This window comes from Hydrogenophaga sp. L310, assembly GCF_055703065.1.
In genome coordinates this window covers 167,493-185,993 of record NZ_JBVPZA010000009.1, presented here as the reverse complement: position 1 = coordinate 185,993, position 18,501 = coordinate 167,493, and the positions used below count along the sequence as shown (strand labels likewise).

The 18,501-nt window shown below is 66.4% G+C and carries 18 protein-coding genes; 4 read left to right on the top strand and 14 right to left on the bottom strand.

The features are described 5' to 3' along the window. Positions 1-7: 7 nt before the first annotated feature. From rplE to AC0GNO_RS16200, 10 genes are all read right to left on the bottom strand, one after another. A complete protein-coding gene (gene rplE, locus AC0GNO_RS16245) occupies positions 8-547 on the bottom strand; it encodes a 50S ribosomal protein L5 (protein WP_177137283.1) in 540 nt (179 codons plus the stop codon). Positions 548-549: 2 nt separating this feature from the next. Further along, complete coding sequence (gene rplX, locus AC0GNO_RS16240) at positions 550-870, bottom strand: 50S ribosomal protein L24 (RefSeq protein WP_226464751.1); 321 nt, start codon at positions 868-870, stop codon at positions 550-552. A 9-nt stretch (positions 871-879) separates the two neighbouring features. Beyond that, positions 880-1,248 carry a 50S ribosomal protein L14 gene (rplN, locus tag AC0GNO_RS16235; protein ID WP_472904697.1) on the bottom strand — a complete coding sequence of 123 codons (369 nt, stop codon included), beginning with the start codon at positions 1,246-1,248 and terminating at the stop codon, positions 880-882. 171 nt (positions 1,249-1,419) lie between these two features. Beyond that, the gene (locus AC0GNO_RS16230) at positions 1,420-3,039 is read right to left on the bottom strand and encodes a glycerol-3-phosphate dehydrogenase/oxidase (protein WP_472904696.1); all 1,620 of its coding nucleotides are present in this window, start codon (positions 3,037-3,039) and stop codon (positions 1,420-1,422) included. Positions 3,040-3,108: 69 nt separating this feature from the next. Continuing rightward, positions 3,109-4,842, bottom strand: a complete 1,734-nt coding sequence (locus tag AC0GNO_RS16225; protein WP_472904695.1) for an ABC transporter substrate-binding protein — start codon at positions 4,840-4,842, stop codon at positions 3,109-3,111. A 107-nt stretch (positions 4,843-4,949) separates the two neighbouring features. Then, positions 4,950-5,258, bottom strand: coding sequence for a DUF2160 domain-containing protein (locus AC0GNO_RS16220; RefSeq protein WP_420047810.1), 309 nt, complete (start codon positions 5,256-5,258; stop codon positions 4,950-4,952). A 121-nt stretch (positions 5,259-5,379) separates the two neighbouring features. Beyond that, positions 5,380-6,192: a carbohydrate ABC transporter permease gene (locus tag AC0GNO_RS16215; RefSeq protein WP_472904694.1), complete on the bottom strand. Its 813-nt coding sequence runs from the start codon at positions 6,190-6,192 to the stop codon at positions 5,380-5,382. Further along, positions 6,185-7,078 (bottom strand): carbohydrate ABC transporter permease, encoded by an 894-nt coding sequence (locus tag AC0GNO_RS16210; protein ID WP_177137277.1) that lies wholly within the window; start codon positions 7,076-7,078, stop codon positions 6,185-6,187. Before AC0GNO_RS16210 ends, AC0GNO_RS16215 begins: the two co-directional genes overlap by 8 nt. 61 nt (positions 7,079-7,139) lie before the next feature. Beyond that, positions 7,140-8,210, bottom strand: a complete 1,071-nt coding sequence (locus AC0GNO_RS16205; protein WP_472904693.1) for an ABC transporter ATP-binding protein — start codon at positions 8,208-8,210, stop codon at positions 7,140-7,142. Further along, entirely contained in the window at positions 8,207-9,289 is a 1,083-nt protein-coding gene (locus AC0GNO_RS16200; RefSeq protein ID WP_472904692.1) for an ABC transporter ATP-binding protein, read from the bottom strand. The genes AC0GNO_RS16205 and AC0GNO_RS16200 overlap by 4 nt, the downstream gene beginning before the upstream one ends. Before the next feature lie 155 nt (positions 9,290-9,444). On the opposite strand from AC0GNO_RS16200, the gene AC0GNO_RS16195 reads away from it, so the two are divergent. Genes AC0GNO_RS16195 through proC form a run of 3 tightly spaced genes read left to right on the top strand, consistent with a single transcriptional unit; the run spans position 9,445 to position 12,597 of the window. Then, the gene (locus AC0GNO_RS16195; protein WP_472904691.1) at positions 9,445-10,227 is read left to right on the top strand and encodes a DeoR/GlpR family DNA-binding transcription regulator; all 783 of its coding nucleotides are present in this window, start codon (positions 9,445-9,447) and stop codon (positions 10,225-10,227) included. 26 nt (positions 10,228-10,253) lie between these two features. After that, positions 10,254-11,747 carry a glycerol kinase GlpK gene (glpK, locus tag AC0GNO_RS16190; protein ID WP_472904690.1) on the top strand — a complete coding sequence of 498 codons (1,494 nt, stop codon included), beginning with the start codon at positions 10,254-10,256 and terminating at the stop codon, positions 11,745-11,747. A 22-nt stretch (positions 11,748-11,769) separates the two neighbouring features. Beyond that, positions 11,770-12,597 (top strand): pyrroline-5-carboxylate reductase, encoded by an 828-nt coding sequence (proC, locus tag AC0GNO_RS16185; protein WP_472904689.1) that lies wholly within the window; start codon positions 11,770-11,772, stop codon positions 12,595-12,597. 136 nt (positions 12,598-12,733) lie between these two features. Here proC and AC0GNO_RS16180 read toward each other — a convergent pair whose 3' ends face one another. From AC0GNO_RS16180 to recG, 3 genes are all read right to left on the bottom strand, one after another. After that, complete coding sequence (locus tag AC0GNO_RS16180; protein ID WP_472904688.1) at positions 12,734-13,657, bottom strand: 4-hydroxybenzoate octaprenyltransferase; 924 nt, start codon at positions 13,655-13,657, stop codon at positions 12,734-12,736. Between the two features lie 120 nt (positions 13,658-13,777). Beyond that, positions 13,778-14,737, bottom strand: coding sequence for a hydrogen peroxide-inducible genes activator (locus tag AC0GNO_RS16175; protein ID WP_305359907.1), 960 nt, complete (start codon positions 14,735-14,737; stop codon positions 13,778-13,780). Between the two features lie 172 nt (positions 14,738-14,909). Next, positions 14,910-17,009 (bottom strand): ATP-dependent DNA helicase RecG, encoded by a 2,100-nt coding sequence (gene recG, locus AC0GNO_RS16170; protein WP_472904687.1) that lies wholly within the window; start codon positions 17,007-17,009, stop codon positions 14,910-14,912. Positions 17,010-17,088: 79 nt separating this feature from the next. On the opposite strand from recG, the gene queA reads away from it, so the two are divergent. Then, complete coding sequence (gene queA, locus AC0GNO_RS16165; protein WP_472904686.1) at positions 17,089-18,204, top strand: tRNA preQ1(34) S-adenosylmethionine ribosyltransferase-isomerase QueA; 1,116 nt, start codon at positions 17,089-17,091, stop codon at positions 18,202-18,204. On the opposite strand, the gene AC0GNO_RS16160 is transcribed toward queA, so the two are convergent. Next, entirely contained in the window at positions 18,184-18,501 is a 318-nt protein-coding gene (locus AC0GNO_RS16160; protein WP_472904685.1) for a non-heme iron oxygenase ferredoxin subunit, read from the bottom strand. The genes queA and AC0GNO_RS16160 overlap by 21 nt on opposite strands.

Genomic DNA, 18,501 nt, shown 5'->3' with positions numbered 1-18,501 from the left:
CGCCACCTCAGTTCTTGAACGGGAAACGGAAACCAACCAGCAGAGCCTTGCACTCTTCGTCATTCTTGGCGGTTGTCGTGATGCTGATGTTGAGGCCGCGCAAGGCATCAACCTTGTCGTACTCGATCTCAGGGAAGATGATCTGCTCTTTGACGCCGATGTTGTAGTTGCCGCGGCCGTCAAACGCCTTGCCGGAAATACCACGGAAGTCACGCACCCGGGGCAGCGCCACGGTGACGAAACGGTCGAGGAATTCGTACATGCGGGCACCGCGCAGGGTCACCATGCAACCGATGGGCTGCTGCTCGCGGATCTTGAAACCCGCGATGGCCTTGCGGGCCTTGGTCACCACCGGCTTCTGGCCAGCGATCTTGGTCAGGTCGCCCACGGCGTTGTCCATGACCTTCTTGTCGGCAACCGCCTCGCTCACACCCATGTTGAGCGTGATCTTGGTGATGCGGGGCACTTCCATGACCGACTTGTAGCCGAATTTTTCGACCAAAGAAGGCGCGATCTTGTCGCGGTAGATTTCTTGCAAGCGTGTCATGTTCAGGCCGCCTTGATTTCTTCGCCGCTGGACTTGAAGACGCGCATTTTTTTGCCGTCAGCCAGGAGCTTGATGCCCACACGATCCGCCTTGCCCGTGGCGCCATTGAAAATGGCCACGTTGGACTGGTGGATCGGCATGGTTTTCTCGATGATGCCGCCGGTGATGCCCTTCATGGGGTTCGGCTTGGCATGCTTTTTCACGATATTGACGCCCTCGACCACCAGCTTGCTGTCGTCGGCGCGCAGCACAACCTTGCCGCGCTTGCCCTTGTCGCGACCGGCAATCACGATGACTTCATCGCCACTACGAATCTTGTTCATGATGATTCCTCAGAGAACCTCGGGTGCCAGCGACACGATCTTCATGAACTTCTCGGTGCGCAGCTCGCGCGTCACCGGTCCGAAGATGCGGGTGCCGATAGGCTCCAGCTTGGCGTTAAGCAACACTGCAGCGTTGCCGTCGAATTTGATCAAGGCGCCGTCCTGACGACGGATGCCCTTGGCGGCGCGAACCACCACAGCGTTGTACACCTCGCCTTTTTTGACGCGGCCACGCGGCGCTGCTTCCTTGATGCTGACCTTGATGACATCACCCACGCTGGCGTAGCGGCGCTTGGAGCCGCCCAGCACTTTGATGCACATCACGGACTTGGCGCCCGTGTTGTCAGCAACATCGAGTCGAGATTGCGTTTGAATCATTTGATTTAAGTCCCAACTTGAATCCCCCCAGCCACCACGGCCGGGAGTGATCAGTCTTGGGCCCGTCGTTGCCAGCCGCATCAACCCTGCAGACCTGCTGCAGAGGGGACACAACCCGCGTCGGTGGGCGGATAACTTCGCTTTTTTACAGCGAAGCCACAGATTATTGCACTACAACTTCGGCTTGTCAACCGACTTTTGCGCGAAAACGGCGGTACGGCTCGGCAAATAGTGGTCGCACAGCGACAGAAAGCGGTCAAGCGCAGGGTCCGTGGCCTGCTCCTGAGCCAGGATCGCGGCGACATCGGGCGCCATGCCCGCCGCTGCCCGGGCGTCCAGGAACAGGGCCCGCCAGCGCCGGGCCAGCACATCTTCCACTGTGTGGGCGTGCTCATGGCGCACGGCATAACGCACCATGGCCTCGGTCAGCCCCATGCCCAAGGTTCGGTCGTGTCCCGGGCAGTCCAGCACCCGCGGCTTCTCCGTTCCATACAGATGCAGACCTGGCGGGGCGTAGATCGGCGTCGCCGGCGCCGCAGCTGCGGGGGCGCCCATCAGCGTGTGACGCTCGCTCAAGCCACCTGGACGCCGGGGCAGCAGCGCGCTGGCAAAGCAGCGCTCCAGCACATCTTCGGCCATCGCCCGGTAGGTGGTCCATTTGCCGCCCGTGACGGTGACGAGACCATTGGTGTCCACCACGATGGTGTGTTCGCGCGACAGGACCTTGGTGCCTCCCTCGGTGGTTTCCGGGGGCGCCACCAGCGGGCGCAAGCCCACCCAGATGCTGCGGATGTCCGCCCGGGTGACCGGGCGGCTCAGCACGTGACCGGCCTCGCTCAGGATGAAATCCAGCTCCTCGGCGAAGGCATCGGGCTCGCGGGGCAGGTCCTGGCGCGGCGTGTCGGTGGTGCCAAGCACCAGTTTGCCCAACCAGGGCACGGCAAACAGCACCCGGCCATCGCGCGTCTTGGGCACCAGCAGCGCGTGGTCGCCCGGCAGGAACTCGCGGTCCACCACCACGTGCACGCCCTGGCTCGGGCTGACCATGCGCTGGGGCGCGTCTTGCACGCTGGCGCCACTGGAATGGGCCCGCAGCTCGTCGACCCAGACACCGGTGGCATTGACCACGCATCGGGCCCGCACTGTGTAGCGCTCATCGGAAAAGCGATCGCTCACATCGAGTTCGGAGACCGGGTGGCCGGCGTCGTCCAGACGACGCACCGCCGTGACCCGGGCGTAGTTCAACACCAGCGCGCCCGCGGCTTCGGCGGTGCGCGCCAGGGCCAGGGCCAGCCGGGCGTCGTCGAACTGGCCGTCCCAGTACTGCACGCCGCCGTGCAGCCCCTGGGGATTCACCCCCGGCAAGGCCTCCAGGGTCTGCCGGCGGTTCAGGAATGCGGTGCGCCCCAGCCCGGCGCGTCCGGCCATCAGGTCGTACAGCTTGAGCCCCACGCCGTAGAACGGGGTCTGCCACCAGCCATAGGATGGCATGACAAAGGGCAGCGGCTGCGCCAGGTGGGGCGCGATGCGCAGCACCGTGGCGCGCTCGGCCAGCGCCTCGCGCACCAGAGCCACATTGCCCTGCGCCAGGTAACGCACCCCGCCGTGCAGCAGCTTGGTGGAACGGGAAGAGGTGCCGCCAGCGAAGTCGTGCGACTCCAGCAGCACCACGGAGAAGCCGCGCAGCGCGGCATCCAGCGCCACCCCGAGGCCGGTGGCGCCGCCGCCCACCACCGCCAGATCAAACAGGGGGTTTCGGGACAGCGATTGGAGCAGTTCTGCGCGTTTCATGGTGTTGGGGGTGGCCCCTTGCGCCGGTTCGGCGCAAGGGGCGGTTGCGACTCGATCGATCAGGCGTCTTCAGCGGACCTTGCCGTTCTTCCAGGCGTTGAGCAACTGGTCGTAGGCGATGGTTTCACCCTTGGGCTTCTCGTTGGCCAGCTTCGCCCACGGTGCACCCTTGTCGCTCAACCACTTCTTCGGGTCTTCCTTCTTGTTGAGCTTGGGCGCGCAGCGGTCCATGCCGGCGCGTTCCAGACGGGCCATCACCTGGTCCATCTGTTCGGCCAGGTTGTCCATGGCCTGCTGGGGCGTTTTCTCGGCGGTCACGGCCTGGGCCACGTTCTGCCACCAGAGCTGGGCCAGCTTGGGGTAGTCGGGCACGTTGGTGCCGGTGGGCGTCCAGGCCACGCGCGCCGGGCTGCGGTAAAACTCGACCAGGCCACCGAGCTTGGGCGCCATGTCGGTCATGGCCTTGCTCTGGATGTCGCTCTCGCGAATGGGCGTCAGGCCGACGATGGTCTTCTTGAGCGAGGTGGTCTTGGCGGTCACGAACTGCGCGTAGAGCCAGGCGGCGGCGGTCTTGTTCTCGTCGTGCTTCTCGAAGAAGGTCCACGAGCCCACGTCCTGGTAGCCGTTCTGCATGCCCTGCTTCCAGTACGGGCCGTTCGGGCCGGGGGCCATGCGCCACTTCGGCGTGCCGTCGGCGTTCACGACCGGCAGACCCTTCTTGGTCATGTCGGCGGTGAAGGCGGTGTACCAGAAGATCTGCTGGGCAATCTGGCCCTGGGCCGGCACGGGGCCGGCTTCGCCGAAGGTCATGCCGCTGGCTTCTTTCGGCGCGTACTTCTTCATCCAGTCCACGTACTTGGTCAGCGCGTAGACGGCGGCCGGCGAGTTGGTGGCGCCACCGCGCGAGACGCTCGCACCCAACGGCGTGCAGCCGTCGGCCGAGGCGCGGATGCCCCATTCGTCGACCGGCTTGCCGTTGGGGATGCCGATGTCGGCGGTGCCGGCCATCGACAGCCAGGCGTCGGTGAAGCGCCAGCCCAGCGACGGATCCTTCTTGCCGTAGTCCATGTGGCCGTAGATCGGCTTGCCGTCGATCGTCTTCACGTCTTCGCTGAAGAACGCGGCGATGTCCTCGTAGGCGCTCCAGTTGAGCGGCACGCCCAGGTCGTAACCGTACTTGGCCTTGAACTTGTCCTTCAGGTCCTGGCGCGCGAACAGGTCGGCGCGGAACCAGTACAGGTTGGCGAACTGCTGGTCGGGCAGCTGGTAGAGCTTCTTGTCGGGGCCGGTGGTGAAGCTGGTTCCGATGAAGTCCTTGATGTCGATGCCGGGGTTGGTGAACTCCTTGCCCTTGCCCGACATGTAGTCGGTCAGGTTCATGATCTTGCCGTAGCGGTAGTGCGTGCCGATCAGGTCGGAGTCGGAGATCCAGCCGTCGTAGATCGATTTGCCCGACTGCATGGAGGTCTGCAGTTTCTCGACCACGTCGCCTTCCTGGATCAGGTCGTGCTTGACGTTGATGCCGGTGATCTCGCTGAAGGCCTTGGCCAGCGTCTTGCTCTCGTACTCGTGCGTGGTGATGGTTTCGGACACCACCGAGATTTCGTTCACGCCCTTGGCCTTGAGCTTGGCGGCGGCGTCGATGAACCACTTCATCTCGGCGGCCTGCTGGTCCTTGCTCAGGGTGGAGGGCTGGAACTCGCTGTCGATCCATTTTTTGGCCGCGGCGGCATCGGCCCAGGCCAGATTGCATCCCAGGGCCGCGATGGCCGCAACGGCCAGTGCGGTATGACGAAATTTCATGTTGTCTCCTCTAGCAATGTGCTTCCCCGGTGTTGACGCTGAAGGCTCGGCCCCGGGGAAGCAATGGGCCGAATTCAACGGAAAGAGAAAACGGTCCCGACTGCGGCTCAACCCTTGCGCAAGGTCCAGACCAGCCAGACCATGGACACCACGAACGAGATCCAGATGCTGGGCTCCTGCTCCAGCGACATCCACTCGGTGATCCACCCGGCCATACCGACAAAGGCGAGGTTGATGTAGGCCGCCCCGAGCAAGCCGATGAACAGGCGGTCGCCCCGCGTGGTGGCCATGGGCAAGAAGCCCTTGCGCATCGTCGTGGGCGACTTGAGTTCCCACACCGTCATGCCGGCGAGCATCAAAACAATGCAGGTGAAAAATATGGCCACGGGCGTGGTCCACGCCATCCACTCAAACATGCGATATCTCCAATTTATTGCGAGCGAAGTGCCACCCATCCCAGGCCGCCGCGGAACCGGCTTTGCCGGGCTGCCAGCGGCGCCCCCTGGGGGGGTAGCGCCATGGGCGCGCGGGGGGCTCTCATACGCGTCCCATCGCGAAGCCCTTGGCGATGTAGTGGCGCACGAACCAGATCACGATCGCGCCGGGCACGATGGTCAGCACCCCTGCGGCGGCCAGCGTGGCCCAGTCCATGCCGCTGGCGCTCACGGTCCGGGTCATCGTGGCCACGATGGGCTTGGCGTTGATGCTGGTGAGCGTGCGGGCGAGCAGCAGTTCGACCCAGCTGAACATGAAGCAGAAGAAGGCCGCCACGCCCACGCCGGCCTTGATCAGCGGCAGGAAGATGGTGAGGAAGAAGCGCGGGAAGCTGTAGCCGTCGATGTAGGCGGTCTCGTCGATCTCGCGCGGGATGCCGCTCATGAAGCCTTCGAGAATCCACACCGCCAGCGGCACGTTGAACAGCAGGTGGGCCAGCGCCACGGCCAGGTGGGTGTCCATCAGACCGACCGTGGTGTAGAGCTGGAAGAACGGCAGCAGGAACACCGCGGGCGGCGTCATGCGGTTGGTCAGCAGCCAGAAGAAGACGTGCTTGTCGCCCAGGAAGCTGTAGCGGCTGAAGGCATAGGCTGCGGGCAGCGCCACGGTGAGGGAGATCGTGGTGTTGATCGCCACGTAGATCAGGCTGTTGATGTAGCCCGAGTACCAGGACTCGTCGGTGAAGATGGTCTTGTAGTTGTCCCAGGTGAAGGCCTGCGGCAGCAGGCTGAAGCTGGAGAGGATTTCCTGGTTGGTCTTGAAGCTCATGTTGACCATCCAGTAGATGGGCAACAGGGCGAAGACCAGGTAGGCGATCAGGAAGATCGTGCGTTTCTTGAACCGGCGATCATTCATGGCCGCCCTCCTTCTCGGTTTGTCCCAGGCGTTGCATCCAGTTGTAGAGCACGAAGCAGAACAACAGGATGATGAGGAAATAGATCAGCGAGAACGCCGCCGCCGGGCCGAGGTCGAACTGGCCCACGGCCTTCTGCGTCAGGTACTGGCTGAGGAAGGTGGTGGCGTTGCCGGGGCCGCCACCGGTGAGCACGAAGGGCTCGGTGTAGATCATGAAAGAGTCCATGAAACGCAGCAGCACCGCGATCATCAGCACGCCGCGCATCTTGGGCAGCTGGATGTAGCGGAACACCGCGAACTTGCTGGCGCCGTCGATGCGCGCGGCCTGGTAGTAGGCGTCGGGGATGCTGCGCAGGCCGGCGTAGGCCAGCAGCGCCACCAGCGGCGTCCAGTGCCAGATGTCCATCAGCAGCACGGTGAGCCAGGCGTGCAGGGCGTCGCCGGTGTAGCTGTACTCGATGCCCAGCCGCTGCAGGGTGGCGCCCATCAGGCCGATGTCGGCACGGCCGAAAATCTGCCAGATGGTGCCGACCACATTCCACGGGATCAGCAGCGACAGCGCCACGATCACCAGCGTGGCCGAGGCCTTCCAGCCCGCGGCCGGCATGGACAGCGCCAGCGCGATGCCCAGCGGTATCTCCACCAGCAGCACGGCGCTCGAGAATTTCAGCTGGTTCCACAGCGCAGCGTGCAGGTCTTCGTCGCGCATCACGGCGGCGAACCATTCGGTGCCGACGAAGACGCGCCGCTCGGGCGAGATGATGTCCTGCACCGAGTAGTTCACCACCGTCATCAGCGGCAGGATGGCCGAGAAGGCCACGCAGATGAAGACCGGCAGGATCAGGAACCAGGCTTTCTGGTTCACGGGTTTGGTGGTCACGCTCATAGAGATTCCTTCGTGCTGCGCACTGCGGTGCGAGCTGGCTTGGGGCGGCCCGGCGCTGCGCTCATGCCATGAGCTCCTCGTTCTTGTAATAGCAGGTGTGTTCACCCAGCACCTGCAGCCCCACGTGGTCGCCCACCGCGGGCGGCGTGGCGTCGGGCGCGAGCCGCGCCTTGAGGGTCTGGCCGGCCACGTCGCAGGTCACCAGCAGGTAGGTACCGATGTCCTGCACCTGGCGCACGGTGGCCGGCAAGGCACCGATCGCGCCGACCGGCACCAGCCGCAGGTATTCGGGGCGGATGCCCAGCTTGAGATCGCCCGCGGGCAGCTCGCGGTCCGCGCTCAGGCCGAGACCGCCCACACTGAGGGTGCCGTCGGTCACGTTCGCGGGCAGGAAGTTCATGCCCGGCGAGCCGATGAAGTGACCCACGAAGGTGTGGGCCGGCTGCTCGAACAAGGCCTCTGGCGTGCCCATCTGCACCACCTTGCCACGCGTCATCACCACCACCTGGTCTGCAAAGGTCAGCGCCTCCACCTGGTCGTGCGTCACGTAGATCAGGGTCAGCTTGAGCTCGTGGTGGATCTGCTTGAGCTTGCGGCGCAGCTGCCACTTCAGGTGCGGGTCGATCACGGTCAGCGGCTCGTCGAACAGCACGGCCGACACATCGGGCCGCACCAGACCACGGCCCAGCGAGATCTTCTGTTTCTGGTCGGCGCTCAGGCCGGCGGCGCGCATGTCGAGCTGGTGGCTCATCTCCAGCATCTCGGCGATCTGGCCCACGCGGGCCTGGATCTGGTGCGCCGGCACCTTGCGGTTCTTCAGCGGAAAGGCCAGGTTCTCGGCCACGGTCATGGTGTCGTAGATGACCGGGAACTGGAACACCTGGGCGATGTTGCGCTGCTGCGGCGTGGCGCGGGTCATGTCCTGGCCGTCGAACTTGACGCTGCCGTGCGACGGCACCAGCAAGCCGGACATGATGTTGAGCATGGTCGTCTTGCCGCAGCCCGAGGGACCGAGCAAGGCGTAGGCGCCACCGTCTTCGAAGCTCATCTTCAGCGGCAGCAGCGCGTAGTCGCCGTCCTCTTTCGGGTTCGGCTTGTACGAGTGCGCGAGATCCAGATCGATACGGCTCATTGAGATGCTCCCTTGCGCTCGGGCGCGACCAGCAGGTCGCCCGCCTGGTCGAACACATAGACCTGCGCGGGGTTCAGGTGCAGGGTGATGGCGCTGCCGAGCTCAAAGTCGTGCACGCCGGTGAGCTGGGCCACCACCTCGCCCACACCGGTGTGCACGTGCACAAAGGTGTCGGAACCCGAGATCTCGGCCAGCTCCACGGTGCCGGGCAGGGTTACATCGCCCTCGCGCCGGTGCACCCGCATCGCGCTGGCGCGCACGCCCACTGTCAGCGCGCGGGTGGCGCGTTCGGGCAGGTTCACGGTCAGGCGCGGCCCGCCACCCAGCTGCACGCCACCGTCGACCACCTCGGCCGCCAGCAGGTTCATCGGCGGGTCGCTGAAGGCACGCGCCACGCGGATCGATTTGGGCACGTGAAAGACCTCGGCGGTCGGCCCGTATTGCAGCAGCTCGCCCGCGTCCATCACCGCCGTGTAGCCGCCCAGCAGCAGCGCCTCGCCAGGCTCAGTGGTGGCGTAGACCACGGTGGAGTCGCCAGCCGCGAACAGCTGGGTCAGTTCCTCGCGCAGTTCCTCGCGCAGCTTGTAGTCCAGGTTCACCAGCGGCTCGTCCAGCAGCATCAGGGGGGCGTTTTTGGCCAGCGCGCGGGCCAGCGCCACGCGCTGCTGTTGGCCACCGGAGAGCTCGGCCGGCAGGCGGTCCAGAAAGATGTCGATGTGCAGGCGCTCGGCGAGCTGCCGCACCTGGGTGTCGATCGCGGCGCGCGGCAGACCACGCAGTTTCAGCGGCGAGGCGATGTTGTCGGCCACTGTCATCGAGGGGTAGTTGATGAACTGCTGGTAGACCATGGCCACGTTGCGTTCGCGCACCGGCACACCGGTCACGTCGACGCCGTCCACCAGCACCCGGCCGGTGCTGGGCACGTCCAGCCCTGCCATGAGGCGCATCAGGCTGGTCTTGCCGGCCTGGGTCGCACCCAGCAACACCGTGACCGCGCCGGGCACCGGGGTCAGGCTCTGGGGATAGAGGTGGACCGATGGTCCGACCGTTTTCCCCACGTATTCCAGAGAGAGCTGCATTTCAGGTCCAGAAGAAGGCCAGCCACCCGGATCGGGCGTTTTCGTTTTGGCGATTCTATTGTTCGTTTATGTTCTTTTTTATTCGGTATTTACCCTTAAGAGCAAAAATTTGATTTCCGTTATGTTCGGGTTGTCCTGTTTCAGAATCCCCCCGTATGAACCTCGCACCCCGACACACCCAGCTGCTCGACGACGTGCGCGCCCGCGGCCCGCAGACCATCGAAGCCCTGGCCGAACGGTTTGGCGTGACCCTGCAGACCGTGCGCCGCGACGTGCAGCGCCTGGCCGAGGCCGGCCTGCTCTCGCGCTTTCACGGCGGCGTGCGCCTGCCGGGATCGACCACCGAAAACATCGCCTACCGGCAGCGCCAGGCCATGCAGTCCGACGCCAAACGCGCCATCGCGCGCGCCATCGCGCAGCGGGTGCCCAACGGCTGTTCGCTGATCCTCAACATCGGCACCACGATCGAGGCGGTGGGCCACGAACTGCTGCGTCACCGCGGCCTGCGGGTGATCACCAACAACCTGCACATCGCCGCGCTGCTGAGCACCAACCCCGACTGCGAGGTGATCGTGGCCGGCGGCCTGGTGCGCGGCGCCGACCAGGGCATCGTGGGTGAGGCCACGGTGGACTTCATGCGCCAGTTCAAGGTGGACATCGGCCTGATCGGCATCAGCGGCATCGAGTCCGACGGCACGCTGCGCGACTTCGACTACCGCGAAGTGAAGGTGGCGCGCACCATCGTCGAGCAGTCGCGCGAGGTCTGGCTCGCCGCCGACCACAGCAAGTTCAACCGGCCCGCCATGGTGGAACTGGCGCGGCTCGACGAGATCGACGTGGTGTTCACCGACGCGCCGCCGCCCCCGCCTTTTGGCGAGCTGATGGCGCAGGGCCACGTCGAATGCGTGGTGGCCGACCGTTCGGACGACCCCGCCTGATTCACACAAAGTTATCGAGACAGACCATGACCTACCTGCTCGCCCTGGACCAGGGCACTTCCAGTTCGCGCAGCATCGTGTTCGACCGCGACGGCCACGTGGTGGCCATGGCGCAGCGCGAGTTCCGCCAGATCTACCCCCAGCCGGGCTGGGTGGAACACGACCCGCGCGACCTCTGGACGACGCAGCTGGAGACCGCGCGCGAGGCGCTGGCCCAGGCCGGCCTGAAGGCGAGCGACATCCGCGCCGTGGGCATCACCAACCAGCGCGAGACCACGCTGCTGTGGAACCGGCGCACCGGCGCGCCGGTGTACAACGCCATCGTCTGGCAAGACCGGCGTGCCGAAGCCGCCTGCGCCGAGCTGCGCGAGCGTGGCCTGAGCGACACCGTGTTGCAGAAAACCGGCCTGCGCATCGACGCCTATTTCTCCGGCACCAAACTCCAGTGGATGCTGGACAACGTGCCTGGCGCGCGCGCGCAGGCCGAACGCGGCGAGCTGGCCTTCGGCACGGTCGACAGCTGGCTGATCTGGCAGCTCACGGGCGGCGCGCGCCACGTCACCGACATCAGCAACGCCTCGCGCACCATGCTGTTCAACGTGCACAGCCAGCGCTGGGACGACGAGCTCCTGGCCCTGCTCGACATCCCGCCCAGCCTGATGCCAGAAGCCCTGCCATCGAGCGCGCACTTCGGCGACATCCAGGCCGAATGGCTGGGCGCGCCGCTGGCGATCGGCGGTGTGGCCGGCGACCAGCAAAGCGCCCTGTTCGGCCAGGCCTGCTTCTCGGCCGGCATGGCGAAAAACACCTACGGCACCGGCTGCTTCATGCTCATGCACACCGGCGAGCGTTTCCAGACCAGCCAGAACGGCCTGATCACCACCGCCACTGCACAGCCCCCCGGCGCACCACAGTACGCGCTGGAAGGCAGCGTGTTCATTGGCGGTGCGGTGGTGCAGTGGCTGCGCGACGGGCTGCGCGCCATCGAGTCCAGCAGCGAGGTGCAGGCCCTGGCCGAGAGCGTGCCCGACGCGGGCGGCGTGGTGCTGGTGCCCGCCTTCACCGGATTGGGCGCGCCCTATTGGCAAGCCGACGCACGCGGCAGCATCACCGGTCTGACGCGCGGCACCACCATGGCCCACATCGCGCGCGCGGCGCTGGAGAGCATCGCGTTCCAGAGCGCGGCCCTGCTCGAAGCGATGAGCCGCGACGCGATCGCGGCCGGCGGCGTGCCCGTGAGCGAATTGCGGGTGGACGGTGGCGCCTGCGTCAACGACCTGCTGATGCAGTTCCAGGCCGACCTGCTGGGCATTCCCGTGGTGCGTCCGGCGGTGATCGAAACCACCGCCCTGGGCGCGGCCTACCTGGCCGGCCTGCACAGCGGGCTGTACGCCGGGCTGGACGAACTGTCCAAACAGTGGCGCGCCGAGCGCACCTTCCACCCCACGCTGTCGCGCGAACGGGCGGCCGAAAAAATGGCGCAGTGGGAACGCGCCGTGCGGCAGACCACGACCGCTTGAAGCCTCGGGCGACAATCGCGACATGAACGCACCCACCCACCCCATCATCACCTTCATCGGCGGCGGCAACATGGCCAGCGCCATCATCGGCGGCCTGGTCCGCCAGGGCCACCCCACCAGTGCCCTGCAGGTGGTCGAACCCTGGGACGAGCAGCGCGCCAAGCTGGCGCAGCAGTTCCCGGGCATGTCCATCCTGCCTGCCGCCAGCGCTGAGCTGAAGCCCTCGAATCTCGTGGTCTGGGCGGTGAAACCGCAGACCTTCAAGGACGCGGCGCTCGCCAGCCAGCCGTTCCTGGGCAACGCCCTGCACCTGAGCGTGGCCGCCGGCATCACCAGCGAGAGCATGGCCGGCTGGCTGCAGACGCAGCGCATCGTGCGCGCCATGCCCAACACGCCCGCCCTGGTCAGCTTGGGCATGACCGGGCTGATGGCCCGCGCCGCCGTCTCGGACGCCGACCGTGCGCTGGTGGAGCGCGTGGTCCGCACCACCGGCGAGCTGGTGTGGGTGAACGTGGAGTCGGACCTGGACGCGGTGACCGCGCTCTCCGGCTCCGGCCCGGCCTACGTCTTCTATTTCCTCGAAGCCATGCGCGATGCTGGTGCCCGCATGGGCCTCGCGCCGGAGGTGGCGCAGCAGCTCGCCATCGGCACCTTCATCGGCGCGGCCACCCTGGCACAACGTTCCAGCGAACCGCTGCAGACGCTGCGAGAGCGCGTCACGTCCAAGGGCGGCACCACCTACGCGGCGATCACGTCGATGGAGGCCAGCGGTGTGAAAGCCAAGTTCGAGGGCGCCTTGTTCGCGGCCCAGAAGCGCGCAGCGGAGCTGGGCGCCGAATTCGGCAAATAGAGGCTCACCCCCGCGCCGCGCTTTCAGCGCGTCACCCCCTCAAGGGGGCCATGCGAGCGGCCCGGCAAAGCCGGTTCCGCCGCATGCTGGGTTGGGGCACGTCGCGCTCGAGCGTGATCACACCCGCAAAGCACCTTCACACCCCCAGCACCACCCCCACGAACACCGTGAAACCCAGCCAGTGGTTGAGGCGGAAGGCCTTGAAGCAGCCGTCCCGGGTGCGGTCCTTGATCAGGTGGAAGTGCCAGGCCACCTGGGCCAATGCCACAACCAGCATGGCGCCCCAGACCCAGGGGTTCACCACGGACCACAGCGCAGCGGTCCAGATGCCCAGGAAGACCAGGTAAAACGCGGTGACCGCCGGCACGTCGGCGTCGCCCAGCGTGATGGCAGAGGTCTTCATGCCGATGCGCAGGTCGTCATCGCGGTCCACCATGGCGTATTCCGTGTCGTAGGCCAGCACCCAGAACAGGTTGCCCGCCATCAGCACCCAGGCCAGCGGCGGCACGCTGTGCCAGACGCCCGTCCAGAAACCCGGCGCGTTCCAGTGCGCCGCGCCGGAGAACAGCTCCAGTGCCGGCCCACCATTCACGGCCGCAAAGGCCATGGGGATGCCGAAGCTGAAGGCCACGCCCAGCACCGCCTGCGGCATGGACACGTGCCGCTTGGCGTAGGGATAGACCATCGACAGCACCAGGCCCAGCACCGACCAGGCGATGGTGGTGACGTTTGTGGTCAGCACCAGCAAGAAGGCCACCAAGGCCAGCGCGGCGCCCACGCCCAGCGCTTCTTTCACGCCCACACGCCCGCTGGTCACCGGGCGCAGCGCGGTGCGCTTGACGTGTTTGTCGAACTCGCGGTCGGCCACGTCGTTGACGCAGCAACCGGCACTGCGCATGAGGATGGTGCCGAGCACAAAGACCAGCAGCAGGTGCAGGCCGGGAAAGCCACCCGCCGCCACCCAGAGGGCCCCCAGCGAAGGCCACAGCAGCAACAGCCAGCCCGCCGGGCGGTTCCAGCGGATCAGATCAAGATAGAGATTCAGACGCGACATCAACATAAAACTCAGCAAGTGCGTGGGCGCGCCGGATCATTCAGCACACCGCAGAACCGGCTCCGCCGGGCTGCTGGTGTGGTCCCCCTGGGGGGAAGATCCGAAGCGGCGCAGGGGGAGTTCAACTCAAGACAGCCGTTTGACGCCCGGCAACTCGCAGGCGTACACCGCATTGCGCAACTCGGCGATCGCTTCGTAACGCGTGAAGCTGCGCCGCCAGGCCAGCACCACGCGCCGGGTCGGGGCCTCGCCCTCAAACGGCAGGTAACGCACGAAGGACGAATCGCCAAAGTCCTGGCCCGCGTTGGGTGCCCCATCGAGCGCCGAGCTCGGCACCGACAGGCGCGGCACCAGGGTCACGCCCATGCCGGCGGCCACCATGTGCTTGATGGTTTCCAGCGACGAGCCTTCGAAGCTCTTGCGGATGCCCTCGGTGTCACTCGAAAACCGGGCAAATTCGGGACAGACCTCCAGCACATGGTCGCGGAAACAATGACCCGTGCCCAGCAGCAGCATGGTCTCGCGCTTGAGCTCTTCGGTGGTGACACATTTCTGCTGCGCCAGCGGGTGCCCGACCGGCACCGCCGCCAGGAACGGCTCGTCGTACAGCGGCGCGATGGCCAGGTTGGTGTCCGGGAACGGCTCGGCCAGGATGGCGCAATCGATCTCGCCCAGGCGCAGCTGCTCCAGCAGTTTGGTGGTGAAGTTCTCCAGCAGCATCAAGGGCATCTGCGGCGTGCGCTCGATCACCTGGCGCACCAGATTCGGCAACAGATACGGCCCGATGGTGTAGATCACCCCCAGCCGCAGCGGGCCAGCCAGCGGGTCCTTGCCACGCTTGGCAATCTCCTTGATCCCGGCGGCCTGTTCGAGCACGGTCTGCGCCTGGCGCACGATCTCTTCGCCCAGCGGCGTGACCGCGATTTCGCTCGCATTGCGTTCGAAGATCTTGAGCTCCAGCTCTTCTTCGAGCTTCTTGATCGCCACGGAGAGCGTCGGTTGCGAGACAAAACAGGCCTCGGCCGCCTTGCCGAAATGCCGCTCGCGCGCAACGGCCACAATGTATTTGAGTTCGGTGAGCGTCATATGGGTATTTTGCTCTCCCCGCGCCACGGGGAGGGGATCCCCCCGCGCCGCGGGCATTGCCCCCCGCGCCGCCTGCGGTGTCACCCCCCAGGGGGTGATGCCAGTGGCCCGGCGGAGCCGGTTCCACGGCATCCTGGGTGCAGGCACTTTCGCCGGACACGGACCGGTGTTCTCAAGCTTTCAGATATTCCGCCTTGCTGCCGAGCCAGCGAGCAATGTGTCGTTCGGCGGCGCCGGGATGCCGTTGCAGCATCTGTGCCGCCGCCGTTCTGGCCCAATCCAGCAGGTGGCCATCGGTGGCCAAGTCGGCAAAACGCAGCATTGCCGCACCCGACTGGCGTGATCCCATGAACTCGCCCGGGCCGCGGATTTCGAGATCTCGGCGGGCAATTTCAAAACCATCGTTGGTCTCGGCCATGGCCTTCAGGCGTTCGCGCGCGGTTTCACCGAGGCGCCCGCCGTCGGGTGGCGTGTAGAGCAGCACGCAGGCCGACGCCGCCGCACCGCGCCCCACACGGCCTCGCAGCTGGTGCAACTGGCTCAGGCCGAAACGTTCGGCGTGTTCGATCACCATCAGCGAGGCGTTGGGCACGTCCACACCGACCTCGATCACGGTGGTCGAGACGAGCACGCCCATGTGGCCGCTGGTGAAGAGCGACATCACCGCCTTCTTCTCGGCCACGGGCATGCGCGAGTGCAGCAGGCCGACCAGCGCGCCCGGAAGGGATTGACTCAGCTCCGCGTGGGTCTCGGTGGCGTTCGACAGGTCCAGCGCCTCGCTCTCTTCGATCAGCGGACATACCCAGTACACCTGCCGCCCCTGCGCCACCTGCGCGCGGATGCGTTCGATCACCTCGTGGCGCCGCTGGTCCGACACGACCTTGGTGACGATGGGCGTGCGACCGGGCGGTAGCTCGTCGATGGTGGAGACGTCCAGGTCGGCGTAGTAGCTCATCGCCAAGGTCCGGGGAATCGGCGTCGCACTCATCATCAGAAGGTGCGGCTCGCGCGATTGCCCGTCGTCGCCTTCGGTCATCTTCGATCTGAGCGCCAGGCGCTGCGCCACGCCAAACCGGTGCTGCTCGTCGATGATGGCCAGCGCCAGGTTCTGGAACACCACCTGGTCCTGGATCACGGCGTGGGTGCCCACCACCAGCGCGGCCTCACCGCTGGCGATCAGGGCCAGCATCTCGGTGCGCTGCTTTTTCTTCTGGCTGCCGGTGAGCCAGGCCACGCGTTTGCCCAGCGGCGCGAGCAGCGGCTCCAGCCAGCCGATGAGCTTGGCGAAATGCTGTTCGGCCAGGATCTCGGTGGGCGCCATCAGCGCGCACTGCCAGCCCGAGTCGATGGCGATGGCGGCGGCCAGCGCGGCCACCACCGTCTTGCCCGAACCCACGTCGCCCTGCAGCAGGCGGTGCATGGGCACGGGGCGCGCCAGGTCGCGCGCAATCTCCTCGCCCACGCGGCGCTGCGCACCGGTCAGCGCGAAGGGCAACACGGCCAACAGCTGTTCGTGCAGCCCACCCGGCGCCGTGCGCAACACCGGCGCACGCAGGGCATCGCGCTCGCGCTTGGCCGTCAGCTGCGAGAGCTGCTGGGCCAGCAGCTCCTCCGCCTTCAGCCGCTGCCAGGCCGGATGACTGCGGTCTTCCAGCGCGTCGAGCGACACGTCCGGCCCCGGGTGGTGCAGGTAGCGCAACGCGTCGCGCAGGGTCCAGGTGCCGTGCACCACACGCTGCAGGCTGCCCAGCAGTTCGGGCGGGATGGTTTCGGACAGGTCGGCGCGCGCCAGCCCGCTGGCCACCACCTTGCGCAGGTAGGCCTGGGGCAACTGGGCGCTGGTGGGGTAGACCGGGGTGAGCGCATCGGGCAGTTCGCCGCCGGCCGCGTGAAAGGCCGGGTGCATCATGGTGCGGCCCATGAAGCCACCGCGGATTTCACCGCGCACCCGCACGCGAGCGCCCACGGCCAGCGCCTTCTGGTGCGAGGGGTAGAAGCTGAAGAAACGCAGGGTGCAGGTGTCGGAACCGTCGTCCAGCGTCACCAGCAGCTGGCGGCGCGGGCGCATGGTGATCTCCTGGTGCGTCACCGTGCCTTCGACCTGCACGGTCTGGCCGTCGCGCGCATCGGTCAGACGTACCACGCGGGTTTCGTCTTCGTAACGCAGCGGCAGGTGCAGCGCCAGGTCGATGTCGCGCGTGAGCCCCAGTTTGTGCAGGGCTTTCTGCGGAGCAGAGAGCGCCTGGGCGGGGGCTGGCTTGGCGTCGGGCATGGGACAATTCTGCCTGTCTTTTTATCCACCCCTCTCGTCACTTTCACTTGGAACGGGCCTTGTCCGGCCCTCAAGCAGCATGAATCCTTCCCCGCCTCCCGCCGTCCGCGCCTTCACCGTCGCCGACTTCGATTTCCTGCTTCCCGACGCACTGATTGCCCAGCACCCCGCCGCCGAACGCAGCGCCTCGCGCCTGCTCGACGGCACGGGAGCCCAGCCGGTGGACCGCATCTTTCGCGAGCTGCCGAGCCAGTTGCGCAGCGGCGACCTGCTGGTCTTCAACGACACGCAGGTGGTCAAGGCCCGGTTGTTCGGCGAGAAGGGCAGCGGCGGCAAGTTCGAGATCCTGATCGAGCGCGTGCTGCTGCCGCACGAGGCCAGCGACGGCTCGGGGCAGGAGGTTGTGGCGCATATCCGCGTGAGCAAGAAGCCGCAGCCCGGTGGTTTGCTGCACCTGGCCGGTGGGCTGAAGGGAGGCGGTTTCGACGCCGTCTTCATCGGTCGCTGGCCCGATGAACAAGGGCAACTCTTCCGCCTGCGCCTGCAGGGCCCGGCGGGCGAAACGCCCTACGAGCTGATGGCGCGCCACGGCCACGTGCCGCTGCCGCCCTACATCACGCACACCGACGATGCCGACGACGAGCGCCGCTACCAGACCGTGTTCGCGCGCGTGCCGGGTGCCGTCGCCGCGCCCACGGCCGCGCTGCACTTTGACGAAGGCGTGTTGGCCGCGCTGGATGCGCGCGGCGTTCAGCGCGCGAATGTGACGCTGCACGTGGGCGCGGGCACCTTCGCGCCCATGAAGACTGAGCGCATCGAAGACCACGTGATGCACCACGAGCGCTACGCGATCCCGCCCGAAACCATCCATGCGATTGCCGACTGCCGCGCGCGCGGTGGCCGCGTGGTCGCAGTGGGCACGACCAGCGTGCGAACGCTGGAAAGCTGGGCGCGCTCCGGCGAAACGAGCGGTGACACCAACATCTTCATCACCCCGGGTTTTCAGTTTCAGGTGGTGGACGTGCTGGTGACCAACTTCCACCTGCCCAAGAGCACGCTGATGATGCTGGTCAGCGCCTTCGCTGGCCACGACCACGTGATGGCGCTCTACCGCCACGCGGTGGCGCAGGGCTACCGGTTCTTCAGCTACGGCGACGCCATGCTGCTGGAACGGTCAGGCCGGGGTCAAGTCTAAGAACACGCGCCCGCCTTCCACCTTCACCGGCCAGACCTTGATGGCCTCGGTGCAGGGCGCCAACGTGGCATCGCCGGTGCGCAGATCGAAGCGGCCCTGATGATGGGGGCACTCGATCTCGTGCCCTTCCACGAAGCCGTCGCACAACCTGGCGTGGCCGTGGGTGCAGATGTTGTCGGTGGCGAAGACCTCGCCATCCACCGCGAACAGCGCGATGTCGCGTCCGCCCGGCGCCACCGGAATGCCAGCGCCTTCAAACAGATCGGCCTCGGCGGCCACGTCGGTCCAGTTGCTCAT

Coding starts and splice junctions, on each gene's coding strand:
- rplE (WP_177137283.1), bottom strand. CDS start 547: ATGACACGCTTGCAAGAAATCTACCGCGACAAGATCGCGCCTTCTTTG.
- rplX (WP_226464751.1), bottom strand. CDS start 870: ATGAACAAGATTCGTAGTGGCGATGAAGTCATCGTGATTGCCGGTCGC.
- rplN (WP_472904697.1), bottom strand. CDS start 1,248: ATGATTCAAACGCAATCTCGACTCGATGTTGCTGACAACACGGGCGCC.
- AC0GNO_RS16230 (WP_472904696.1), bottom strand. CDS start 3,039: ATGAAACGCGCAGAACTGCTCCAATCGCTGTCCCGAAACCCCCTGTTT.
- AC0GNO_RS16225 (WP_472904695.1), bottom strand. CDS start 4,842: ATGAAATTTCGTCATACCGCACTGGCCGTTGCGGCCATCGCGGCCCTG.
- AC0GNO_RS16220 (WP_420047810.1), bottom strand. CDS start 5,258: ATGTTTGAGTGGATGGCGTGGACCACGCCCGTGGCCATATTTTTCACC.
- AC0GNO_RS16215 (WP_472904694.1), bottom strand. CDS start 6,192: ATGAATGATCGCCGGTTCAAGAAACGCACGATCTTCCTGATCGCCTAC.
- AC0GNO_RS16210 (WP_177137277.1), bottom strand. CDS start 7,078: ATGAGCGTGACCACCAAACCCGTGAACCAGAAAGCCTGGTTCCTGATC.
- AC0GNO_RS16205 (WP_472904693.1), bottom strand. CDS start 8,210: ATGAGCCGTATCGATCTGGATCTCGCGCACTCGTACAAGCCGAACCCG.
- AC0GNO_RS16200 (WP_472904692.1), bottom strand. CDS start 9,289: ATGCAGCTCTCTCTGGAATACGTGGGGAAAACGGTCGGACCATCGGTC.
- AC0GNO_RS16195 (WP_472904691.1), top strand. CDS start 9,445: ATGAACCTCGCACCCCGACACACCCAGCTGCTCGACGACGTGCGCGCC.
- glpK (WP_472904690.1), top strand. CDS start 10,254: ATGACCTACCTGCTCGCCCTGGACCAGGGCACTTCCAGTTCGCGCAGC.
- proC (WP_472904689.1), top strand. CDS start 11,770: ATGAACGCACCCACCCACCCCATCATCACCTTCATCGGCGGCGGCAAC.
- AC0GNO_RS16180 (WP_472904688.1), bottom strand. CDS start 13,657: ATGTTGATGTCGCGTCTGAATCTCTATCTTGATCTGATCCGCTGGAAC.
- AC0GNO_RS16175 (WP_305359907.1), bottom strand. CDS start 14,737: ATGACGCTCACCGAACTCAAATACATTGTGGCCGTTGCGCGCGAGCGG.
- recG (WP_472904687.1), bottom strand. CDS start 17,009: ATGCCCGACGCCAAGCCAGCCCCCGCCCAGGCGCTCTCTGCTCCGCAG.
- queA (WP_472904686.1), top strand. CDS start 17,089: ATGAATCCTTCCCCGCCTCCCGCCGTCCGCGCCTTCACCGTCGCCGAC.
- AC0GNO_RS16160 (WP_472904685.1), bottom strand. CDS start 18,501: ATGAGCAACTGGACCGACGTGGCCGCCGAGGCCGATCTGTTTGAAGGC.